Consider the following 15,766-nt stretch of genomic DNA (forward strand, 5'->3'; position numbering starts at 1 on the left):
TTGAGTCGGCGTGCTTTCAATAACCAAACTCACGCACGATATGAAACTCAAAAAAACATTCCTCTGCGGGTTCAGTCTTCTGAGCCTTGCCTGCTTCTCCATCGCGCAGGATGCGCCCAAAGGCCCGCCGCCAGAGGGTGCTCCTCAGCCTCCCCGTGAAGGTGGTGCTCCCGGACGTCCTCCTGGCGGCCCTGGTGGTCCCGGAGGGGGAGATGCAGCCGGGCGTGCCGCAGAATTCGTCAAACGCCTGGACACGAATGGCGATGGCAAAATCAACAAGGAAGAGTTTGCCGTCATGAGCAGGAAGATGAGCGATGAGCGCTTTGGCCAGATGGACAGCAACGGAGATGGTCTCATCGATCAGGAAGAAGCTGGCAAGATGGCGCAGCGGCAGGGCGGGCAGGGAGGCCCGGGAGGTCAGGGCATGCGCCGTCCTGAAGGTGGTCCTCCAGGAGAAGGGGTCGGCTTCCGCCGTCCTGAAGGCGGCCCTCCAGGGGAAGGTGGAGGCTTCCGCCGTCCGCCAGGCGGTGAAGGCGGCTCTCCCGGCGGCCCGCCGCAGGGCAGCCCAGGCATGCGCCCCGAAGGCGAAGGCCAGGGCGGACGCCGTGGCATGGGAATGTTTGACCCGAAGGAAGCCTTCAAGCGCATGGACACCGACGCCAACGGATCTCTCTCTCCAGAGGAATATGCCCAGGGAGTGGAAAAAATGCGTGAGATGTTCCGCGGTCGTGGTGGACAGGGCGGCCCTGGTGGTCCTGGGGGCATGCGTCCCGAAGGTGGTCCTGGCGGTGCTCCCGGAGGCGCTCCTGGTGAAGGCGGCGGCTTCCGTCGTCCTCCAGTGGAAGGTGATGCTCCCACCCCGCCTCCTGCTCCCGACAAGCCCAAGGAATAATCCGGCTGTCTGAGCAGCGCACAGCTACTCACTCTCTCCTCACGCGGGATGGTCTCCGGACCATCCCGCTTTTTTATGAGCCCGGCAACAAGATGAACGAAAGCTGCGGCAGCTCTCGCGCAGCTCATCAAAGTCCCATCACCTGCTTCAGATACTGGATGCTCTGGCGCGCGATGGTGGGCGCATCGGGTGTGTAGTCAAAGACCTCCACGCTCAGGTAGCCATTGTAGTTCGTCTCGCGCAGGGCGGCGATGATGGGCTCATACTTCACCTCGCCCTGGCCGGGGCCGCGCAGGTTGGGGTCGTTGGTGTGGAAATGCACGGTCCACTCCTTGCTGTCGCGGATGATGTCGGGGATGGGCTTGGACTCGTCGCTCATGGCCTTCACGTCGAGGTGCAGCTTGCAGGAGGGGTGGTCCACCAGCTTGCAGAGGCGGATGGTTTCCTCGGCGGTGTTGAGGAAGTTGGTTTCCTTGCGGCCCAGGGGCTCCATGGCGATCACGACGCCGTATTTGCCGCACTCTTCGGCGACTTCGCGTACGCAGTCAGCGGCACGTTTGAAGGCGTCTTCATAATTCCACTCCGGCAGCACATTGCGTGCCTTGGGGCTGCCCCACACCATGATGCGTCCGCCCGTGGCGCCGCAGAACTGGGCGAGATGGCGGCCAAACTTCGCCGTCTCCTTGCGCTGCAGTGCATCCGGCGTGGTGATGTGAAACCAGGTGGGCTTGGTCAGCAGCCAGTGCAGGCCCAGGATTTCGAGGCCGAAGGACTTGGCCTTGGCGCACAACGTCAGCGCCTCCTCGACGGTGAGTTCACGCGGGTCCTCCTTCAAGGTGAAGGGGGCCAGCTCAATGGCGTGATAGCCTGCCGCTGCGGCATCTTCACACATTTTTTCAAAACTCCAGTTCTGGTAGGTCTCGTTGCAAATCGCGAATCGCATAGGCGGGCAGGGTGCGCGGCTGCCCGTGTACGTCAAGATGCCTTGCATTCCAGGGGGCGGGATGTGCTATATTTTCATATGCAAGCCAGCCGCCTCACTCTTCTTATGTTCGCGTTCGCCGCCACGGTGCATGCCGAACTCGCGCTCGATGTGCCCGTCATAGAGCTGAAGCCCAAGCCCGAGGACGAGGAGGTGCAGACCACTTTCAAATTCCGCAACAAGGGGGACAAGCCGGTGAAAGTGCTCAAGCTGGACAGCGCCTGCAGCTGCCTGAGCGCTGAGCTGGACAAGGCGGAGTATCAGCCCGGAGAGGTGGGCACGGGTACGGCGACCTTCAAAGTTTCCTCCTTCAAAGGAAGGTATGAAAAACACATCACGGTCAACACGGACGACCCCAAGCAGCCGGACTGGCAGGTGAATTTCATCCTGGAAGTGCCGGAGGTGGTGGACATCCAGCCCAAAAACCTGCAGTGGTGGATCGGGGATGATCCGAAATCCAAGGCCTGCCTCGTCAAGTTTGTGGGCAATGACCCGATGAAGATCATCAAGATCACGCCGACCCGGCAGAATGTGGAATTCGACTGGAAAGAGATCAGGGAGGGGAGGGAGTATCTCGTCACGGTGAAGCCAAAAAACACCCAGGATGTCACGATGGGGGCGCTGAAGATCGAGACCAACAGCCCGATCGAAAAATACCGCTACCAGCTCGCCTTTTTCACCATCACGCGGAAGCCGGAGCCGCAAGCCGCCCCTGCAGCTACGGAGGCCAAGCCCTGATCTGAGCGCTTTATGGTTGCCGCGATCCTTCAGTCCATGGTTCTCGTTTTCCTGGCCGCTGCGGCGGCCTGGGCCACTCACGTCTGGCATCCGCGTGCCCCGGCGCTATACCTGGTGCAGGAACCGCTGAGGAATGATGAAGTTTCCATGCAGCTCATCCAGGAGCGCTGGCAGGGCAAAGTGCTGTGGATCGACGCCCGCATTCAGGAGCAGTATGAGGCGGAGCACATTCCCGGTGCGGTGCTGCTGAACGAGCAGCATTTTGAGGAGCAGCTCTTCGGATTGCTCGACACGCTGCAGACGAACACCAAGCCCATCATCATTTACTGCAATGCTGCCAAGTGCGATGCCAGCCGCAAGATTCTTGAGCGGCTGAAGCAGACATTGCCCATTGAGAACGCCTTTGTGCTCAAGGGCGGGTGGAATGCATGGAAGCAAGTTGCAAAGTGACATAGGTATTGGAATTGACGGCAAGGGGCCGGACTCCGTAAGATGGCGCTATTATGTCACTCCAAGGACTTCTTATCTGGTCGGCGCTCGGATTGGTTGCAGGCATTCTTGCAAAGCTCATCATGCCCGGCAGGCAGGGCATGAACCCCATCACCACGGTGCTGCTGGGCATCATTGGCAGCGTCATCGGCGGCAAGGTCGGCCACCTCATAGGCTGGGGCGTGGCCGGGGAATTCAGCATCAAGGGTATCGCCACTGCGGTAGGAGGTGCGCTGATTCTCATGTACGCCTGGCGGCTGCTGTTTGGCAAAAAAGGCTGACGCAGTGCCGGTTGCGGCACAGACGACACACTCGTAATCTTGGGCATGCAATTCCTACGTTTCCTTCTGCCTGTCTGCCTGGGTGTGCTCTCAGTCACCGGCTTTGCCGCCCCACTGACCGGTCAAATGGCCCGTGTCGGGGTCACCGACTCAGACATCGAGGATCTGCGGCGCTGGCGCGAAATGAGACAGTGGATGGACGAAGCCATCGCACAAGGGGCGGAGGGGCTGATCCTCGACATCAATGTGACGCAGAGCCGTGCACAGGCTGCGCTGTCTCTGGCCGAGGAGATCACCCGGTTGAAGGTCAAAACGAAGGCCTATGTGAACACCTCCGCCATTGGGGGCGGGGCTCTGCTGGCGCTGGCCTGTGATGAGATCTGGATGGCTCCCGGCTCCCGCATCGGTGCGGCTCCGCCCAAGGTGACGGCGGATGAGGCGCTTTCTCCCAAGGCGCAGGACACGCTGCTGGCAGAGTCTCTGGCCGTGCTCAAGGCGGGGGCCCGCAGCCTGTGCAAACTCAAAGGGCATCGCCCTGAGATTGCTGATGCTTTTGTGGATCGAGACAAGGGGCTGGTGCTGGGGGCCACGACGCTGGCGGACAAAGGAGAACTGCTGCTGCTGGATGCCGACACCGCCGTACAGCCCATCGAGGGCAAGCCGCTGCTGGCGCGTGGGATCGTCCCCAACGTGGAGGCCCTGGCCAAAGCCGCCATGCCTGAGGGCAAGCTGCTTGTCTTGAACGGGGTGTGGTACGAGCAGCGGCTGAAAAAGGCGGAGGAGGCGAAACCGACCTCCCCGGTGGCAGCCAAGCCGGAGGTCCCAGCGCCTTCAGTCATCTCTCACAGCCAAAGTTTTGCAGGCAAGGTGGTCATCATTCCCGTGGGGCAGGACGACCTCATCATTCCGGCCCGGTTTGAGTTCATGAAGCGTACGCTCGGCCGCTGCAACCATGACGGTGCTGAGGCGGTGATCTTTGAGCTCGACACGCCTGGAGGGCTGGCCTGGGACACGATCAGCCTGATGATGAAGGACCTGCAGGGCCTCAAGGCACGCAGTTTTGCCTTTGTCAACACGCGGGCGATTTCTGCGGGGGCGATGATCGCGATGGCCACGGACGCCATCTACATGGCACCCGCCAGCGCCATCGGAGCCTCGACGCCTGTCTCAGGTGATGGCACACCCCTCGCCGAGGCCGAGCGGGCCAAGAACAACTCCGCCTTCATGGGCATGGCGCGCACCGTGGTGCGCGAAAAGGGGCACGATGTGCGCATTATCGAAGGGATGATCGACATGGACCGTGGGCTCAGCATCAACGGCCAGGTAATCATTCCCAAGGGGGAGATCGTCACGCTGGATTCCGCGCAGGCGACGATGCTGATCGATGGCAAGCCGCTGCTGGCCAGGGGCATCGTGAAGTCGATCGAGGAGATCAAGCAGCGCGAATCTCTGAAAGGGGAGGTCATCACCGCAGAGCCCACCGGCTTTGAGCGGATCGCCATCTGGGTGACGCGCTATGCGGCCATTCTGATCCTGATTGGTCTTGCTGGCGGATACCTTGAAATGCAGACGCCGGGGTTTGGGCTGCCGGGGTTTGTTTCTGTGGCGGCATTTGCGCTGTTTTTCTTCGGGCACTACGTGGCTGGAAGCCTGGCCGGACAGGAGACAATGGTGGTGGCCGCTATCTTCATCCTGGGCGTTGTTTTGATCGGGGTGGAGCTGCTGGCGGCGCCGGGGACTATTTTGCCGGGCGTGGTGGGTTTTGTCTGTGTGATGGTGGCGCTGGTCTATGCCATGTCCGGCTGGGAGGTGGTGGTGCCTGAGGGGGGGAGCGCTGGCGGCTTCAACTTGGGGGCCTATGCCGCGGGTCTCCGCAGTTTTGCGCTTGGAGTCACGGGGGCGGCGGTCCTCATCACTCTGCTGTGCGTCTGGCTGCCGGATTTGCGGCCGTTTCGCACCCTGATTCTGCAGGCTTCGGCAGGTGGTACGCTGGAGGACGCGCCCGCCATGCAGGCGGCCATCCGTGCCAGAGCTGGGGATACCGGCACTGCCCGCAGCGCACTGCGGCCCTACGGCACCATCGACATCGGGGGGCGGCTGGTCGAGGCCATGGTGGAAGGTGGTTATCTCCAGAGCGGAACCTCCGTCCGCGTGCGGGAAATCCGAGGCGAAAAGATCATCGTGGAAGCGGTTTAATCGCAATTTTTGAGCATGCATTCCCAGGTTTTGATCGTTACTCTTGGCAACCCAACCGCATGTCCAAAAATCTCAGCGCTCTCTCTTTCCGCAAAGGTGTCGAAAAAAACGTCTTTGAACGCATGGTCGATGCCGCCGACAAGGCGGGCACGGCTGAGAAGGACGACATCGTGCACCAGATGGGGCAGGACCACCTCTTTGGAGATGCCATCACACTGGGCGCAGTCAGCTTCTACGACTTCCTGAAAAAGGAGAACGAGGGCAAGAAGGTCTTTCTTTGCAACGGCAGCGCCTGCCTCTGCGCCGGGACCCAGGAAAAGCTGCACCACACGCTGGAGTCTCATTTCAAGAAAGACGAGATCGGCCACATCTGCTGCCTGGGCCGCTGCCATGAGGGCGGTGCCTTCCAGTACCAAGGCAAAAACTACTCCGGCCAGAGCGATGCTGCCGTGGCTGATCTGGTGAAGACAGGGAAGGGTGACTCCGAGGACCGCTACGCCGTCGTCTCCCACCTGCAGCCTGCCATTCTCACCGCTGAGTTTCCGGGCATCGAGGCCTACTACGAGCCGTTTAAAAAGCTCATCCTCACTGGAGATCGCGATGCGCTGGGCGCCGAGCTCAAGGACAGCGGACTGCGCGGCCGTGGTGGTGCGGGCTTCCCCATGCACTTCAAGTGGGCCAGCTGCCGAGCCGCAGCAGGCCCGGTGAAGTACATCGTCTGCAATGCCGACGAGGGCGACCCCGGTGCCTACATCGACAAATACCTCATGGAAAAGCAGCCGCACAGCGTGCTGCTGGGCATGATGGTGGCGGGCTGGTACGCCGGGGCAGAGACGGGCATCCTCTACATTCGTGCAGAGTATCCGGACTCGATCACCATCGTGAACGAAGCCATCGAAGACCTGCGTTCGGCGGGGCTGCTGGGGAAGGACATCCTCGGCACCGGCTTCAACTTCATGCTCAAGACCATCAAGGGCGCGGGTGCCTACATCTGCGGTGAGGAGACTGCGCTGCTGGCCAGCATCGAAGGCCAGCGCCCCGAGGTGCGCACACGCCCGCCTTTCCCCACCATCGAGGGCCTCTTCCGCAAGCCAACAATCGTCAACAACGTGGAGACGCTGGCGAACATCCGCGCCATCCTCACCCTGGGCGGCAAAGGCTACGCCAAGATCGGCACCCCGCAGTCCACCGGGCCGAAGCTGGTCTCGCTCGACTCCTACTTTGTGAAGCCCGGCATCTACGAAGTCGCCATGGGCACGCCCCTGCAGACGATCATCGACCTCGCCGGCGGTTTCAAAACCAAGGTCAAGGCCCTCCAGATCGGCGGCCCGCTGGGCGGCATCGTGCCGATGAGCCATGTGGGCAAGCTCACGATGGATTTTGAATCCTTCAAATACGGAGGCTTCATGAAAGGCCACGCCGGCATCGTCAGCATCCCGGAGTCGATGCCGATGATCGAGTACATCCAGCACCTCTTCCAGTTCACGGCAGACGAGAGCTGCGGCAAATGCTTCCCCTGCCGCCTCGGCAGCACGCGTGGCAAGGAGCTCATCGCCAAAGCCCGCACCGACAGCAGCTTCAAAATCGACCGCGAACTCATCACCGACCTCCTCGATACGATGGAGCAGACCAGCCTCTGCGCCCTCGGCGGCGGCGTCCCGCTCCCCATCAAAAATGCCCTGCAGCATTTTGGGGAGGAACTGAAATCCTATTTCCAAGACTAGACAAAATCCTCCTTAACGCGCGCACTTTATGGTCAAGGATCTCTCCACCCTCACCGCTTTCATCGACGGCGATGCCTACACCTTCAATGAAGGCGACACGCTGCTCAATTTCATCGACCGCCATCGCGGGCGCGGGCATGTGCCTACGCTGTGCGATGCGCCGCAGCTCGACCCCTATGGGGCGTGCCGCGTGTGCTCCGTGGAAGTAGCGCTGCAGGCCGACGGCCCACGCCGCGTGGTGGCCTCCTGCCACACGCCGCTGACGGCGGGCATGCATGTCTTTACCGAATCGCAGAAGGTGCGGAAGCTGCGCAAGAACATCGTCGAGCTGGTGCTCACCGACCACCCGCTGGACTGCCTGACCTGCGAAGTCAGCGGCAACTGCGAGCTGCAAACCGTGGCGGCCAAGGTGGGCATCCGCAAGGTGCGCTATCCGGCCGGTGCCAACCATCTGGACCGCAAGAAGGACCTCTCCCACGCCTACATGACGTCGGAGCTCTCCAAGTGCATCAACTGCGCCCGCTGCGTACGCGCCTGTGATGAGATCCAGGGCCAGCACGTGCTCTCCATGCACGGCCGCGGCTTCAATGCCAAGATCATCAAGGGGCTGGACCAATCCTTTGCTGACTCCGAGTGCGTCTCCTGCGGCGCCTGCTCCCAGGCCTGCCCCACCTCGGCTATCAGCGACGTGTTTTTCTCCAAGTCCATCGAGGCCACGAAGAAGACGCGAACCATCTGCACCTATTGCGGCGTGGGCTGCAATCTGAACGTGGCCACCAAGGGCGACCAGGTGCTCAGCATCCAGGCCCCGGTGGACGCCGAGGTGAACCACGCGCACACCTGCCTCAAGGGCCGCTTTGCCTTCAAGTTCTACAACCACAAGGACCGTCTGCGCACCCCGCTGATCAAGCAGCCGGACGGCCAGTTCAAGGAAGCCACCTGGCAGGAGGCCTACGATCACATCTTCACAAACCTGACCCGCATCAAGGCGAATCACGGCGGCCAGTCGGTGGCGGGCATCTCCTCCGCACGCTGCACCAATGAGGAAAACTACCTCATGCAGAAGTTCATCCGCAATGTGATGGGCACCAACAACATCGACTGCTGCGCCCGCGTCTGCCACTCACCCACCGCCTGGGGCATGCAGAAGAGCTTTGGCACGGGTGCCGCGACGAATTCGTACGAGGACATCGAGCACACCCGCTGTGTCCTCGTCATCGGTGCCAATCCGACGGAAGGCCACCCGGTCACGGGCGCACGCCTGAAGCAGCATATCATGAAGGGCACGCCGCTCATCGTCATCGATCCGCGCAAGATCGAGCTGGTGCCCTATGCCAAGCACCACCTGCAGCTCCGCCCTGGCACCAACGTGGCGCTGCTCAACATGTTTGCCCGCTGCATCCTCGATGCGGGGCTGGTGAAGACCGACTTCATCAAAAAGCGCTGCGAAAACTGGGAGGAGTTTGAGGCCGGACTGCGTGCGCTGGATCTCGCCGAGCTGGAAAAGATCACCGGCGTCAGCATTGATCTCGTTCGCGCTGCGGCCATCGAGTACGCCTCCGCAGAGGCCGCGATGAGCTTCCATGGCCTGGGCGTGACCGAGCATCAGCAGGGAGCCAAGACCGTCATGCTCATCTCCAATCTGGCGATGATGACCGGCAACATCGGACGCCCCGGTGTGGGTGTGAACCCGTTGCGCGGTCAGAACAACGTGCAGGGCGCCGCAGACATGGGCTGCCAGCCGCACCAGGGCGCAGGCTACTACGAAATGGCCGATCCGCAGGTGCAGCAGCGCTACGCCGACTTCTACGGCGTGCCCACGCCCACCGAGCCCGGCTGGAAGATCCCGCAGATGTTTGACGCCGCCATCGAGGGCAAGCTGAAGGCCCTCTGGCTCATGGGCGAGGACGTGGTGCAGACCGACCCCGACGCCCACCACGTGCGCCATGCCATGGAGAGCCTGGAGTTCCTCGTGGTCCAGGAGATCTTCATGACGGAGACCGCCAAATACGCGGACGTCATTCTCCCCGCCTCCTCCTTCCTGGAAAAGAGCGGCACCTTCACCAATGCCGAGCGTCGTGTGCAGCGTGTGAATGCCACGGTGAAGCCTTTGCCGGGCACCAAGCCCGACGGCCAGATCCTCTGCGAGGTGCTGCAGCGCTTTGGCGTGGCCCAGCCAGACTACACCCCGGACGGCGTGCTGGCGGAGGTGGCGCAGATCGTGCCCTTCTTCAAAGGCATCACCTGGGAAAATCTGGGCGAAAACGGCCTGCAGTGGCCGGTGAAGGAAGGCGGCGTGGACACGCAGATCATGCACCAGGAGCAGTTCACACGTGGCAAAGGGCACTTCCATTTCTTCTCCTGGAAAGAGTCCACCGAACTGGAAACCCACCGCGGCGAGTTTCCCTTCATCCTTACTACCGGCCGCATCCTGGAGCATTACAACTGCGGCACCATGACCCGCCGCACCGGCAATAGCGAGATCGTGGGGCAGGACTTCCTCTCTCTCAATCCCGCAGACGCGCAGCGCAAAGGCATCCGCAGCGGCGACATCGTGCGCCTCTTCAGCGCCCGTGGCGAGGTGGAGCTGGAGGCCCGCGTGACGGATGAGGTCAAGCCCGGCATCCTCTACACCACCTTCCATTTCCCCGACGCCATGGTGAACAATGTCACCGGCCAGGGCTGCGATGGGGATACGATGTGCCCCGAATACAAAGTCGTGGCGGCGGATGTGGAACTGGTGCGTGCTGGCAAGCCGAAGAAGAAGCAGAAGGACGGCTTTGCTCCCGCGCTGGTGTGAGCATTGCGCTCCAGATCTTTCCAAAGGCAATGAGGTTCGTTGTCACAGCGCTGCTGGTCATCCTGCTCGGCAGCGCCGTGCTGCGTGCCGAGACCTTGATCATACCCGTCGTGGGCGAGGGGTGGCAGATCAAGTTCAAGGGCCCGGTGCTTGCCGTGGAAAGCCAGCAGTACAATGCTGACGGGCAGGTCTTCCAGGGCAATGCAGGAAGGTTCAATGTCTCCGCTTTTGTAGGAAAGCCGGCCGGCAGCGGCGGTGACAGCAAAGCCTGCCGTGATCATTTTTGGAAGCTTGCAGGCGAGGGGGGGATGATCCAAAAAGACAGCGTGAAGCAATGGAGCACGCCCTACTGTGAATGCGTGGCTTATGTGACCAAAGACGAAAGCCAGGGGGAGGCATCGACCCGGGCAAACATCAGCTGCTGTTTCGAAATCCTGGGAAAATGGGCCCATCTGCATGCCTCGGTCATCTCGGCAACTGACGAAGAAACCCAGATGCTGAAGGAGCTGGCGGAGTCACTGATGTATTGCACGTTTGCCAGATACAAAGGCGGCAGCCAGGAGTTTTTGCTGGGCGGCATGGGCAGGTTGCGAATGAATGTTCCCGTGTCATGGCGCGCTGGAAACCACTGTGTCAACATGGGCATCGGAACCGCGGAGCAGCATGAGCTTTCGTTTTTTTCCACCACAGACCCCGGCAAGACCTGGAAGATGACCTTTTTCAACTGTGCCATGCGCTACAAGACGCAGGCAGACATCGAGCTGACCGCCAGGACCGCCCCCCGGCCCGCCAAAGGCGAACCGGTGGAGCAGGCGGTGGCTTTGCAGGAGATCAAGCTCAAGCAGGGCGTGGGGTGTCTGACCGTGTACACCCATGCCGAGCAGGGAGACAAGCCGGTGGCCACAGGCGCTGCCAGGGTCAGCGCCTCCGGCTTTGTGGCCCCTGTGCCCGATGTTTTGGGGACGATCACCCTCTCTGCCGATGATGCTAAGGATGCTGATTTTATGGCGGCGATTCAAGCTCTGGGAACGATCGAGTGGGAGCCGGTGGAGGCGAGGTGAGGGGACAAGGCTGAACATTCTCGTCCTTGCATGCAGGACATGCGCATCCGAACCAACGGCAGGCCGCCGCACAAAAACATGTCCGCCCGAATTCTCATCGCCACAGATCTCCATCAGCGCGCCGTGCTTTACGCGGCGTTGGTGAAGCTTGCCGCCGAGGTCAAACCGGACGCGGTCATTCTGGGGGGCGATTTTCTGCACGGCACGGGCATGCAGCCCTATGGAAGCACGCGGCAGCTGACACCCACGCTTTGCTCGGTGGAGCTGCAGGAGCTGGCACCGCCTCTTTTCTTTGTGCGTGGAAATCATGAAGATGAAAACTGGATTGAGTTCCGCGATGCGTGGAAGTCCCTGCATGGCTCAACTCCGATCCGCCTGAACGGCAGCTTTGCCATGATTGGAACGGCAGGCGTGGTGGGCTTTCCCTGCGCCATGGGGATGGAGGAGGCCTTTAGCGAGGGGGCGATGCTCGGCGGGAAGCATTACTCTGCATGGCTGAACCCACTTTTGGCCGTCCATGGCGACCTTGCACGCCAGCTCTGGGTGATGCATGAACCACCCACAGGCACGCAGCTCTCGCTAGCGGGCTCACTGGTCGAAGGCCATGAGTGGTGGTGGGACGCCCTCGAAGAGCATCAGCCCGAGCTGGTGGTCTGCGGCCACGATCACACCACCCCGATTCGTCGCGGTGTATGGCGGGACCGTATTGGAAAGACCACTGTTATCAATGTGGGCCAAAACATGGACGGTCCTCTGCATGCCACGCTGGTGACCCAGGATGCTGCCACGGGTGATCTGCGGTGCGAAAGACTCCAGAGGGACTGAGTGCTGCTGCCGACATTTCATGCGGTATCTCCGAGCTGGACGGGAACTCCATAGCTGCGCTTACTCCGGCAGGTCTTCGCCATGCGTCTCCGGCAGGCAGGCCAGAAAGATGAGCCCGAGCAGGAAAAAGCCGCCAAGGCTTGTGATGGCCACGCGCAGGTCCAGGGTGGACTTCATCCAGGCGCTGAGCCAGATGAGCACCGGTGCGGCGAGCAGGCGGCCTGTATTGAAGCAGAAGCCCGAGCCTGTGGCGCGCAGGTGCGTAGGAAACAGCGCTGGAAAAAAAGCCGCGTAGCCTGCGTGGATGCCCTGCGCGCAGAAGCCAAAGACGGGCAGCAGCACAAGAAGTAGTGTGTAGCTCCCCGCATAGGAGGGCAGCCAGCAGATGGCGGGCGTCATGACCAGCGCGGCCAGATGCAGCACCACAAAGGTCTTCTTGCAGCCCCAGCGTGCGCTCAGCGGGCCAAAGGCCAGCATGCCTGCGCCTGCGCCTGCGGTCTGGATGAAGCCGAAGGCGATCTTGGATTTGCTTGCCCAGTCGGTGTCTCCGGTTTTTTTGAGAAAGTCAGCCGCGATGTCCTGCCCGGCCACCACCACGCCCCAGAAGGTGGCCAGCCCCACCATGGCCAGCAGCGCACCGAAGATCGCGCGACTGCGCCAGCGCGGCGTGCCGAGGAGCTCGCTGAAGCTGCCCATGCGTTTCGCTTTGGTGGCACGTGCCTCTTTCCACGTCTCGGGTTCCTTGATGCTCATGCGCACCCAGAGCACCAGCAGCGCGGGCACCACGCCCAGCAGGTAGGCCGTGCGCCACTGCGCGCCCACATACAGCCCCGCTGCTGCCGCCAGCCAGAGTCCTGCAACGCTCGTGGCGTGGAAGATGCCGCCGGCGCGCTCGCGTGCTTCTTTGGGAAAGACCTCCGCCACCAGCGCCGCACCCACCGCCCACTCGCCGCCCACGCCCATAGCTACGAGAAAGCGCAGCGCACCCACCTGCCAGATCTCGCTGGCAAAGGCGGTGACTCCGGAGAAGAGCGAGTAAAAGAGAATGGTGAGCGCCATGACCGGATTGCGCCCCCACTTGTCCGCGAGCGAGCTGAAGAGCAGCCCGCCAAAGGTGCCTCCCAGGAGGAAAATGCCCAGAAAGCGCTCTCCCCACACCTTTACCAGTGGATCATCCGCCTTCACATGCAGCAGGTCGGGCAGCATGTCCGCACGCGTGAGATTGTAGATCTGCCCTTCAAACGCATCAAACACCCAGCCGAGCGAGGCGACGAGAAGAACCAGCCACTGGTAGCGGGTGACGGTGGAGTGCCATTGGGGAGAGGTGGAAGACATGACGGGAGGAGGACTGAGACCGGTTGAGCGCATGAGTGACGCACCGGAGCGGAGCCACATTTCACGAGCTTTGAGGTTTTACTCAAAACGCCAGCCGCGGCACAAGACGGGAAAGCGCTGTAGACATGATTTAAGGCGCCGCCGGACTTAGGGTCCTGCTTGCCAGATGGTCTTGCCGACTTGATTCTCCGCCTCTTATGCAGCCTGCAGAAGTCGCCCGAAGTTACGATGAGATCGCCCACCAGTGGCTTGAGCCGCATCTGGAAACCAATGGCATGCGTCAGCATGAGCATGCGCTGAAGTTCAGCACGCAGCAGGGCGGACGGGCGCTGGATGTGGGCTGCGGTTGTCATGGGCGCTTCATCTGTCTGCTCTCGCAGCACGGCTACAAGGTGGAGGGGCTGGACATTTCCGCACGCATGATCGAGCTGGCGCGCCAGCGGCACCCTGGCGTGGTCTTTCATCATGCAGATGTGTGCCAGTGGTGCCCGGAGGGGGCGTATGACTTCATCACCGCGTGGGACAGCATCTGGCACCTGCCGCTGGCACAAAACGCGGGAGTGATGGGCCGGCTGTGCGGTGCGCTCGCCCCCGGCGGCATCTTCATCTTCACGCTCGGCGGGTTGGACGCTCCGGCGGAGAAGCAGGACTCCAGCATGGGGCCGCCCATGCACTACAGCACGCCCGGCATTCCCCAGATGCTGGAAACACTCGCTGCGTCTGGGTGCATGCTGCGCCACCTGGAATATGATCAGCACCCGGAACTGCATGTGTTTGTCATCGCGCAAAAGCTCTGAGTCTTCGCCTTTTTTTTTCGCGCATGGCCTTCTCTCCGCCACTCCCTTCCCCCCATTCTCAGTGTCAGAGCTGCGGAGCGTGCTGCGCACAGTATCGCGTTTCGTTCTACTGGCAGGAGGCGGTGCAGCGTGGGCTGGATGAAAGCATGCTGGTGCAGGTGAGCCCGTGGCGGGTGTGTTTTCTCGGCACGGAGCAGAACCCCGTGCGCTGCGTGAATCTGGAGGGCACTGTGGGCTCATGTGTCTCCTGCCGCATTTATGAGCAGCGCACGACGCCCTGCCGCAGCGTGGAGGCAGGAGATGAGAAATGCCTGCAGGCCCGCGCCGCGCATGGGCTGGGACCATTGCGATGAACGACAGTCTCACATCGGCATCGTCGTGCCAGGAATGGCCACGGGATACCACCCTTCGGAATCCGGTTTGACCGGCGGCTCGGTGGCCCAGGTGATGTTGTCTGGCACGAGGTTTTCCTGCGAGTTCTGCGCCTGCTCCCAGGTGATGATCTGCCCCGTGTAGGTGGCCATGCGACCCATCACGCCCATGAGGGTGCTGTGCGCGGCGTAGTCTGCGTCGTTGCGCACCTTGCCGGTGCGGATGTTTTCAAACAGCGCATCGTGCTCCAGCTGGTAGGGGTCCTCCTTGTTGCGCGTGCGCTTGCCCCCGGGCGGCTGACCGTTGATGAGAAACTTGCCGCCGTTGGCCAGATCCGCCGCGCCTTTGGTGCCATGGAAGTGCTCGCTGACATCGCGCGCGCATTTGCCGCCGATCTGGCAGCACTGGCTCAGAATGCGCATGCCGCTCTCGTATTCAAACTCCACCGTGTGATGGTCAAAGATGGTGCCATTTTCCCGTGCGCGGCGCACCTGCCTGCCTCCCTGGCCCACAGCCCGGATGGGCATGACGCCTTTCATCACCCAATTGGCCACGTCGAGGTTGTGGCAATGCTGCTCCAGGATGTGGTCTCCGCTCATCCAGGTGAAAAAGTACCAGTTCCGGATCTGGTAGTGCAGCTCGCTCTCTTCTGGCAGGCGGGGGAAGCCAGGGCGGGAGGTACCGTTCCAGTACACACGGCCAAAGACGAGGTCGCCGATCTCGCCGGTGTGGATGCGGTCGATCATGTCGATGTAGCCCGGCTGGTAGCGGCGCTGAAAGCCCACGCACACATTGAGCTTCTTTTTCTTCGCCTCCTCGGAAGCTGCCAGCACGCGGCGCACGCCAGAGGCATCCACGGCCACGGGTTTTTCCATGAACACATGCTTCCCGGCCTTCACTGCCTGTTCAAAGAGAAAAGGCCGCGGTCCGGGCGGCGTGGTGATGAGCACCACATCTGCCAGAGCGAAGGCCTTGGTGTAGTCCTCAAAATTTGTGAAGACCTGGTCCGGCGGCACATCCACCTGTCCTTCATGCTTGGCCTTGAGGATGTCCAGAGCCGCCTGCGCCTTGCCCTCCAGAGGATCGACCACAGCCACCAGTTTGATGGTGGAGCCCGCGCTCAGCGCCTGATTGCACGCTCCCGTGCCGCGCCCGCCGCAGCCGATGAGGGCGATCCTGATGTCGCTGTCTTTTGGTGCCGCAAAAGCATGTGTCGCGGCAGACAGGGCGGTGGTGGCGAGGAAGGAGCGGCGGGTGGTCATGGTGCTCGGTTG

Annotated in this window: 14 protein-coding genes; 11 read left to right on the forward strand and 3 right to left on the reverse strand. The window is 61.8% G+C overall.

Annotated features, from left to right (window positions below; all coding sequences use genetic code 11):
* The first annotated feature begins 40 nt into the window (after positions 1-40).
* Positions 41-892, forward strand: a complete 852-nt coding sequence (locus ACFQDI_RS11640; protein ID WP_377166673.1) for a hypothetical protein — start codon at positions 41-43, stop codon at positions 890-892.
* 127 nt (positions 893-1,019) lie between these two features.
* Here ACFQDI_RS11640 and ACFQDI_RS11645 read toward each other — a convergent pair whose 3' ends face one another.
* Positions 1,020-1,835: a sugar phosphate isomerase/epimerase family protein gene (locus ACFQDI_RS11645; protein ID WP_377166675.1), complete on the reverse strand. Its 816-nt coding sequence runs from the start codon at positions 1,833-1,835 to the stop codon at positions 1,020-1,022.
* 105 nt (positions 1,836-1,940) lie between these two features.
* Between ACFQDI_RS11645 and ACFQDI_RS11650 the strand changes: the two genes are divergently transcribed.
* The 8 genes from ACFQDI_RS11650 to ACFQDI_RS11685 are packed head-to-tail and all read left to right on the forward strand — an operon-like array spanning position 1,941 to position 11,988.
* Positions 1,941-2,612: a DUF1573 domain-containing protein gene (locus ACFQDI_RS11650; RefSeq protein ID WP_377166677.1), complete on the forward strand. Its 672-nt coding sequence runs from the start codon at positions 1,941-1,943 to the stop codon at positions 2,610-2,612.
* Between the two features lie 36 nt (positions 2,613-2,648).
* Positions 2,649-3,062 (forward strand): rhodanese-like domain-containing protein, encoded by a 414-nt coding sequence (locus tag ACFQDI_RS11655; RefSeq protein ID WP_377166679.1) that lies wholly within the window; start codon positions 2,649-2,651, stop codon positions 3,060-3,062.
* 53 nt (positions 3,063-3,115) lie between these two features.
* Positions 3,116-3,382 (forward strand): GlsB/YeaQ/YmgE family stress response membrane protein, encoded by a 267-nt coding sequence (locus ACFQDI_RS11660; protein ID WP_377166681.1) that lies wholly within the window; start codon positions 3,116-3,118, stop codon positions 3,380-3,382.
* Positions 3,383-3,427: 45 nt separating this feature from the next.
* Positions 3,428-5,578 (forward strand): NfeD family protein, encoded by a 2,151-nt coding sequence (locus tag ACFQDI_RS11665; RefSeq protein ID WP_377166683.1) that lies wholly within the window; start codon positions 3,428-3,430, stop codon positions 5,576-5,578.
* Between the two features lie 59 nt (positions 5,579-5,637).
* Complete coding sequence (locus tag ACFQDI_RS11670; RefSeq protein WP_377166685.1) at positions 5,638-7,302, forward strand: NADH-ubiquinone oxidoreductase-F iron-sulfur binding region domain-containing protein; 1,665 nt, start codon at positions 5,638-5,640, stop codon at positions 7,300-7,302.
* Positions 7,303-7,330: 28 nt separating this feature from the next.
* Positions 7,331-10,102, forward strand: coding sequence for a formate dehydrogenase subunit alpha (fdhF, locus tag ACFQDI_RS11675; protein ID WP_377166687.1), 2,772 nt, complete (start codon positions 7,331-7,333; stop codon positions 10,100-10,102).
* Between the two features lie 29 nt (positions 10,103-10,131).
* Positions 10,132-11,163, forward strand: a complete 1,032-nt coding sequence (locus tag ACFQDI_RS11680; protein WP_377166689.1) for a hypothetical protein — start codon at positions 10,132-10,134, stop codon at positions 11,161-11,163.
* 39 nt (positions 11,164-11,202) lie between these two features.
* Complete coding sequence (locus ACFQDI_RS11685; RefSeq protein ID WP_377166691.1) at positions 11,203-11,988, forward strand: metallophosphoesterase family protein; 786 nt, start codon at positions 11,203-11,205, stop codon at positions 11,986-11,988.
* Positions 11,989-12,048: 60 nt separating this feature from the next.
* Here ACFQDI_RS11685 and ACFQDI_RS11690 read toward each other — a convergent pair whose 3' ends face one another.
* Complete coding sequence (locus ACFQDI_RS11690) at positions 12,049-13,323, reverse strand: MFS transporter (RefSeq protein ID WP_377166693.1); 1,275 nt, start codon at positions 13,321-13,323, stop codon at positions 12,049-12,051.
* A gap of 197 nt (positions 13,324-13,520) precedes the next feature.
* Here ACFQDI_RS11690 and ACFQDI_RS11695 point away from each other — a divergent pair, with 197 nt between their 5' ends.
* On the forward strand, positions 13,521-14,120 hold the full coding sequence (locus ACFQDI_RS11695; RefSeq protein ID WP_377166695.1) for a class I SAM-dependent methyltransferase: 600 nt from the start codon (positions 13,521-13,523) through the stop codon (positions 14,118-14,120).
* A 23-nt stretch (positions 14,121-14,143) separates the two neighbouring features.
* Positions 14,144-14,473, forward strand: coding sequence for a YkgJ family cysteine cluster protein (locus ACFQDI_RS11700; protein ID WP_377166697.1), 330 nt, complete (start codon positions 14,144-14,146; stop codon positions 14,471-14,473).
* 9 nt (positions 14,474-14,482) lie between these two features.
* Here the strand turns inward: ACFQDI_RS11700 and ACFQDI_RS11705 are convergent, their stop codons facing one another.
* Complete coding sequence (locus tag ACFQDI_RS11705; protein WP_377166699.1) at positions 14,483-15,754, reverse strand: Gfo/Idh/MocA family protein; 1,272 nt, start codon at positions 15,752-15,754, stop codon at positions 14,483-14,485.
* Positions 15,755-15,766 lie beyond the last annotated feature (12 nt).

The organism is Prosthecobacter fluviatilis (assembly GCF_042655725.1).
Taxonomy (GTDB): Bacteria; Verrucomicrobiota; Verrucomicrobiia; order Verrucomicrobiales; family Verrucomicrobiaceae; genus Prosthecobacter; species Prosthecobacter fluviatilis.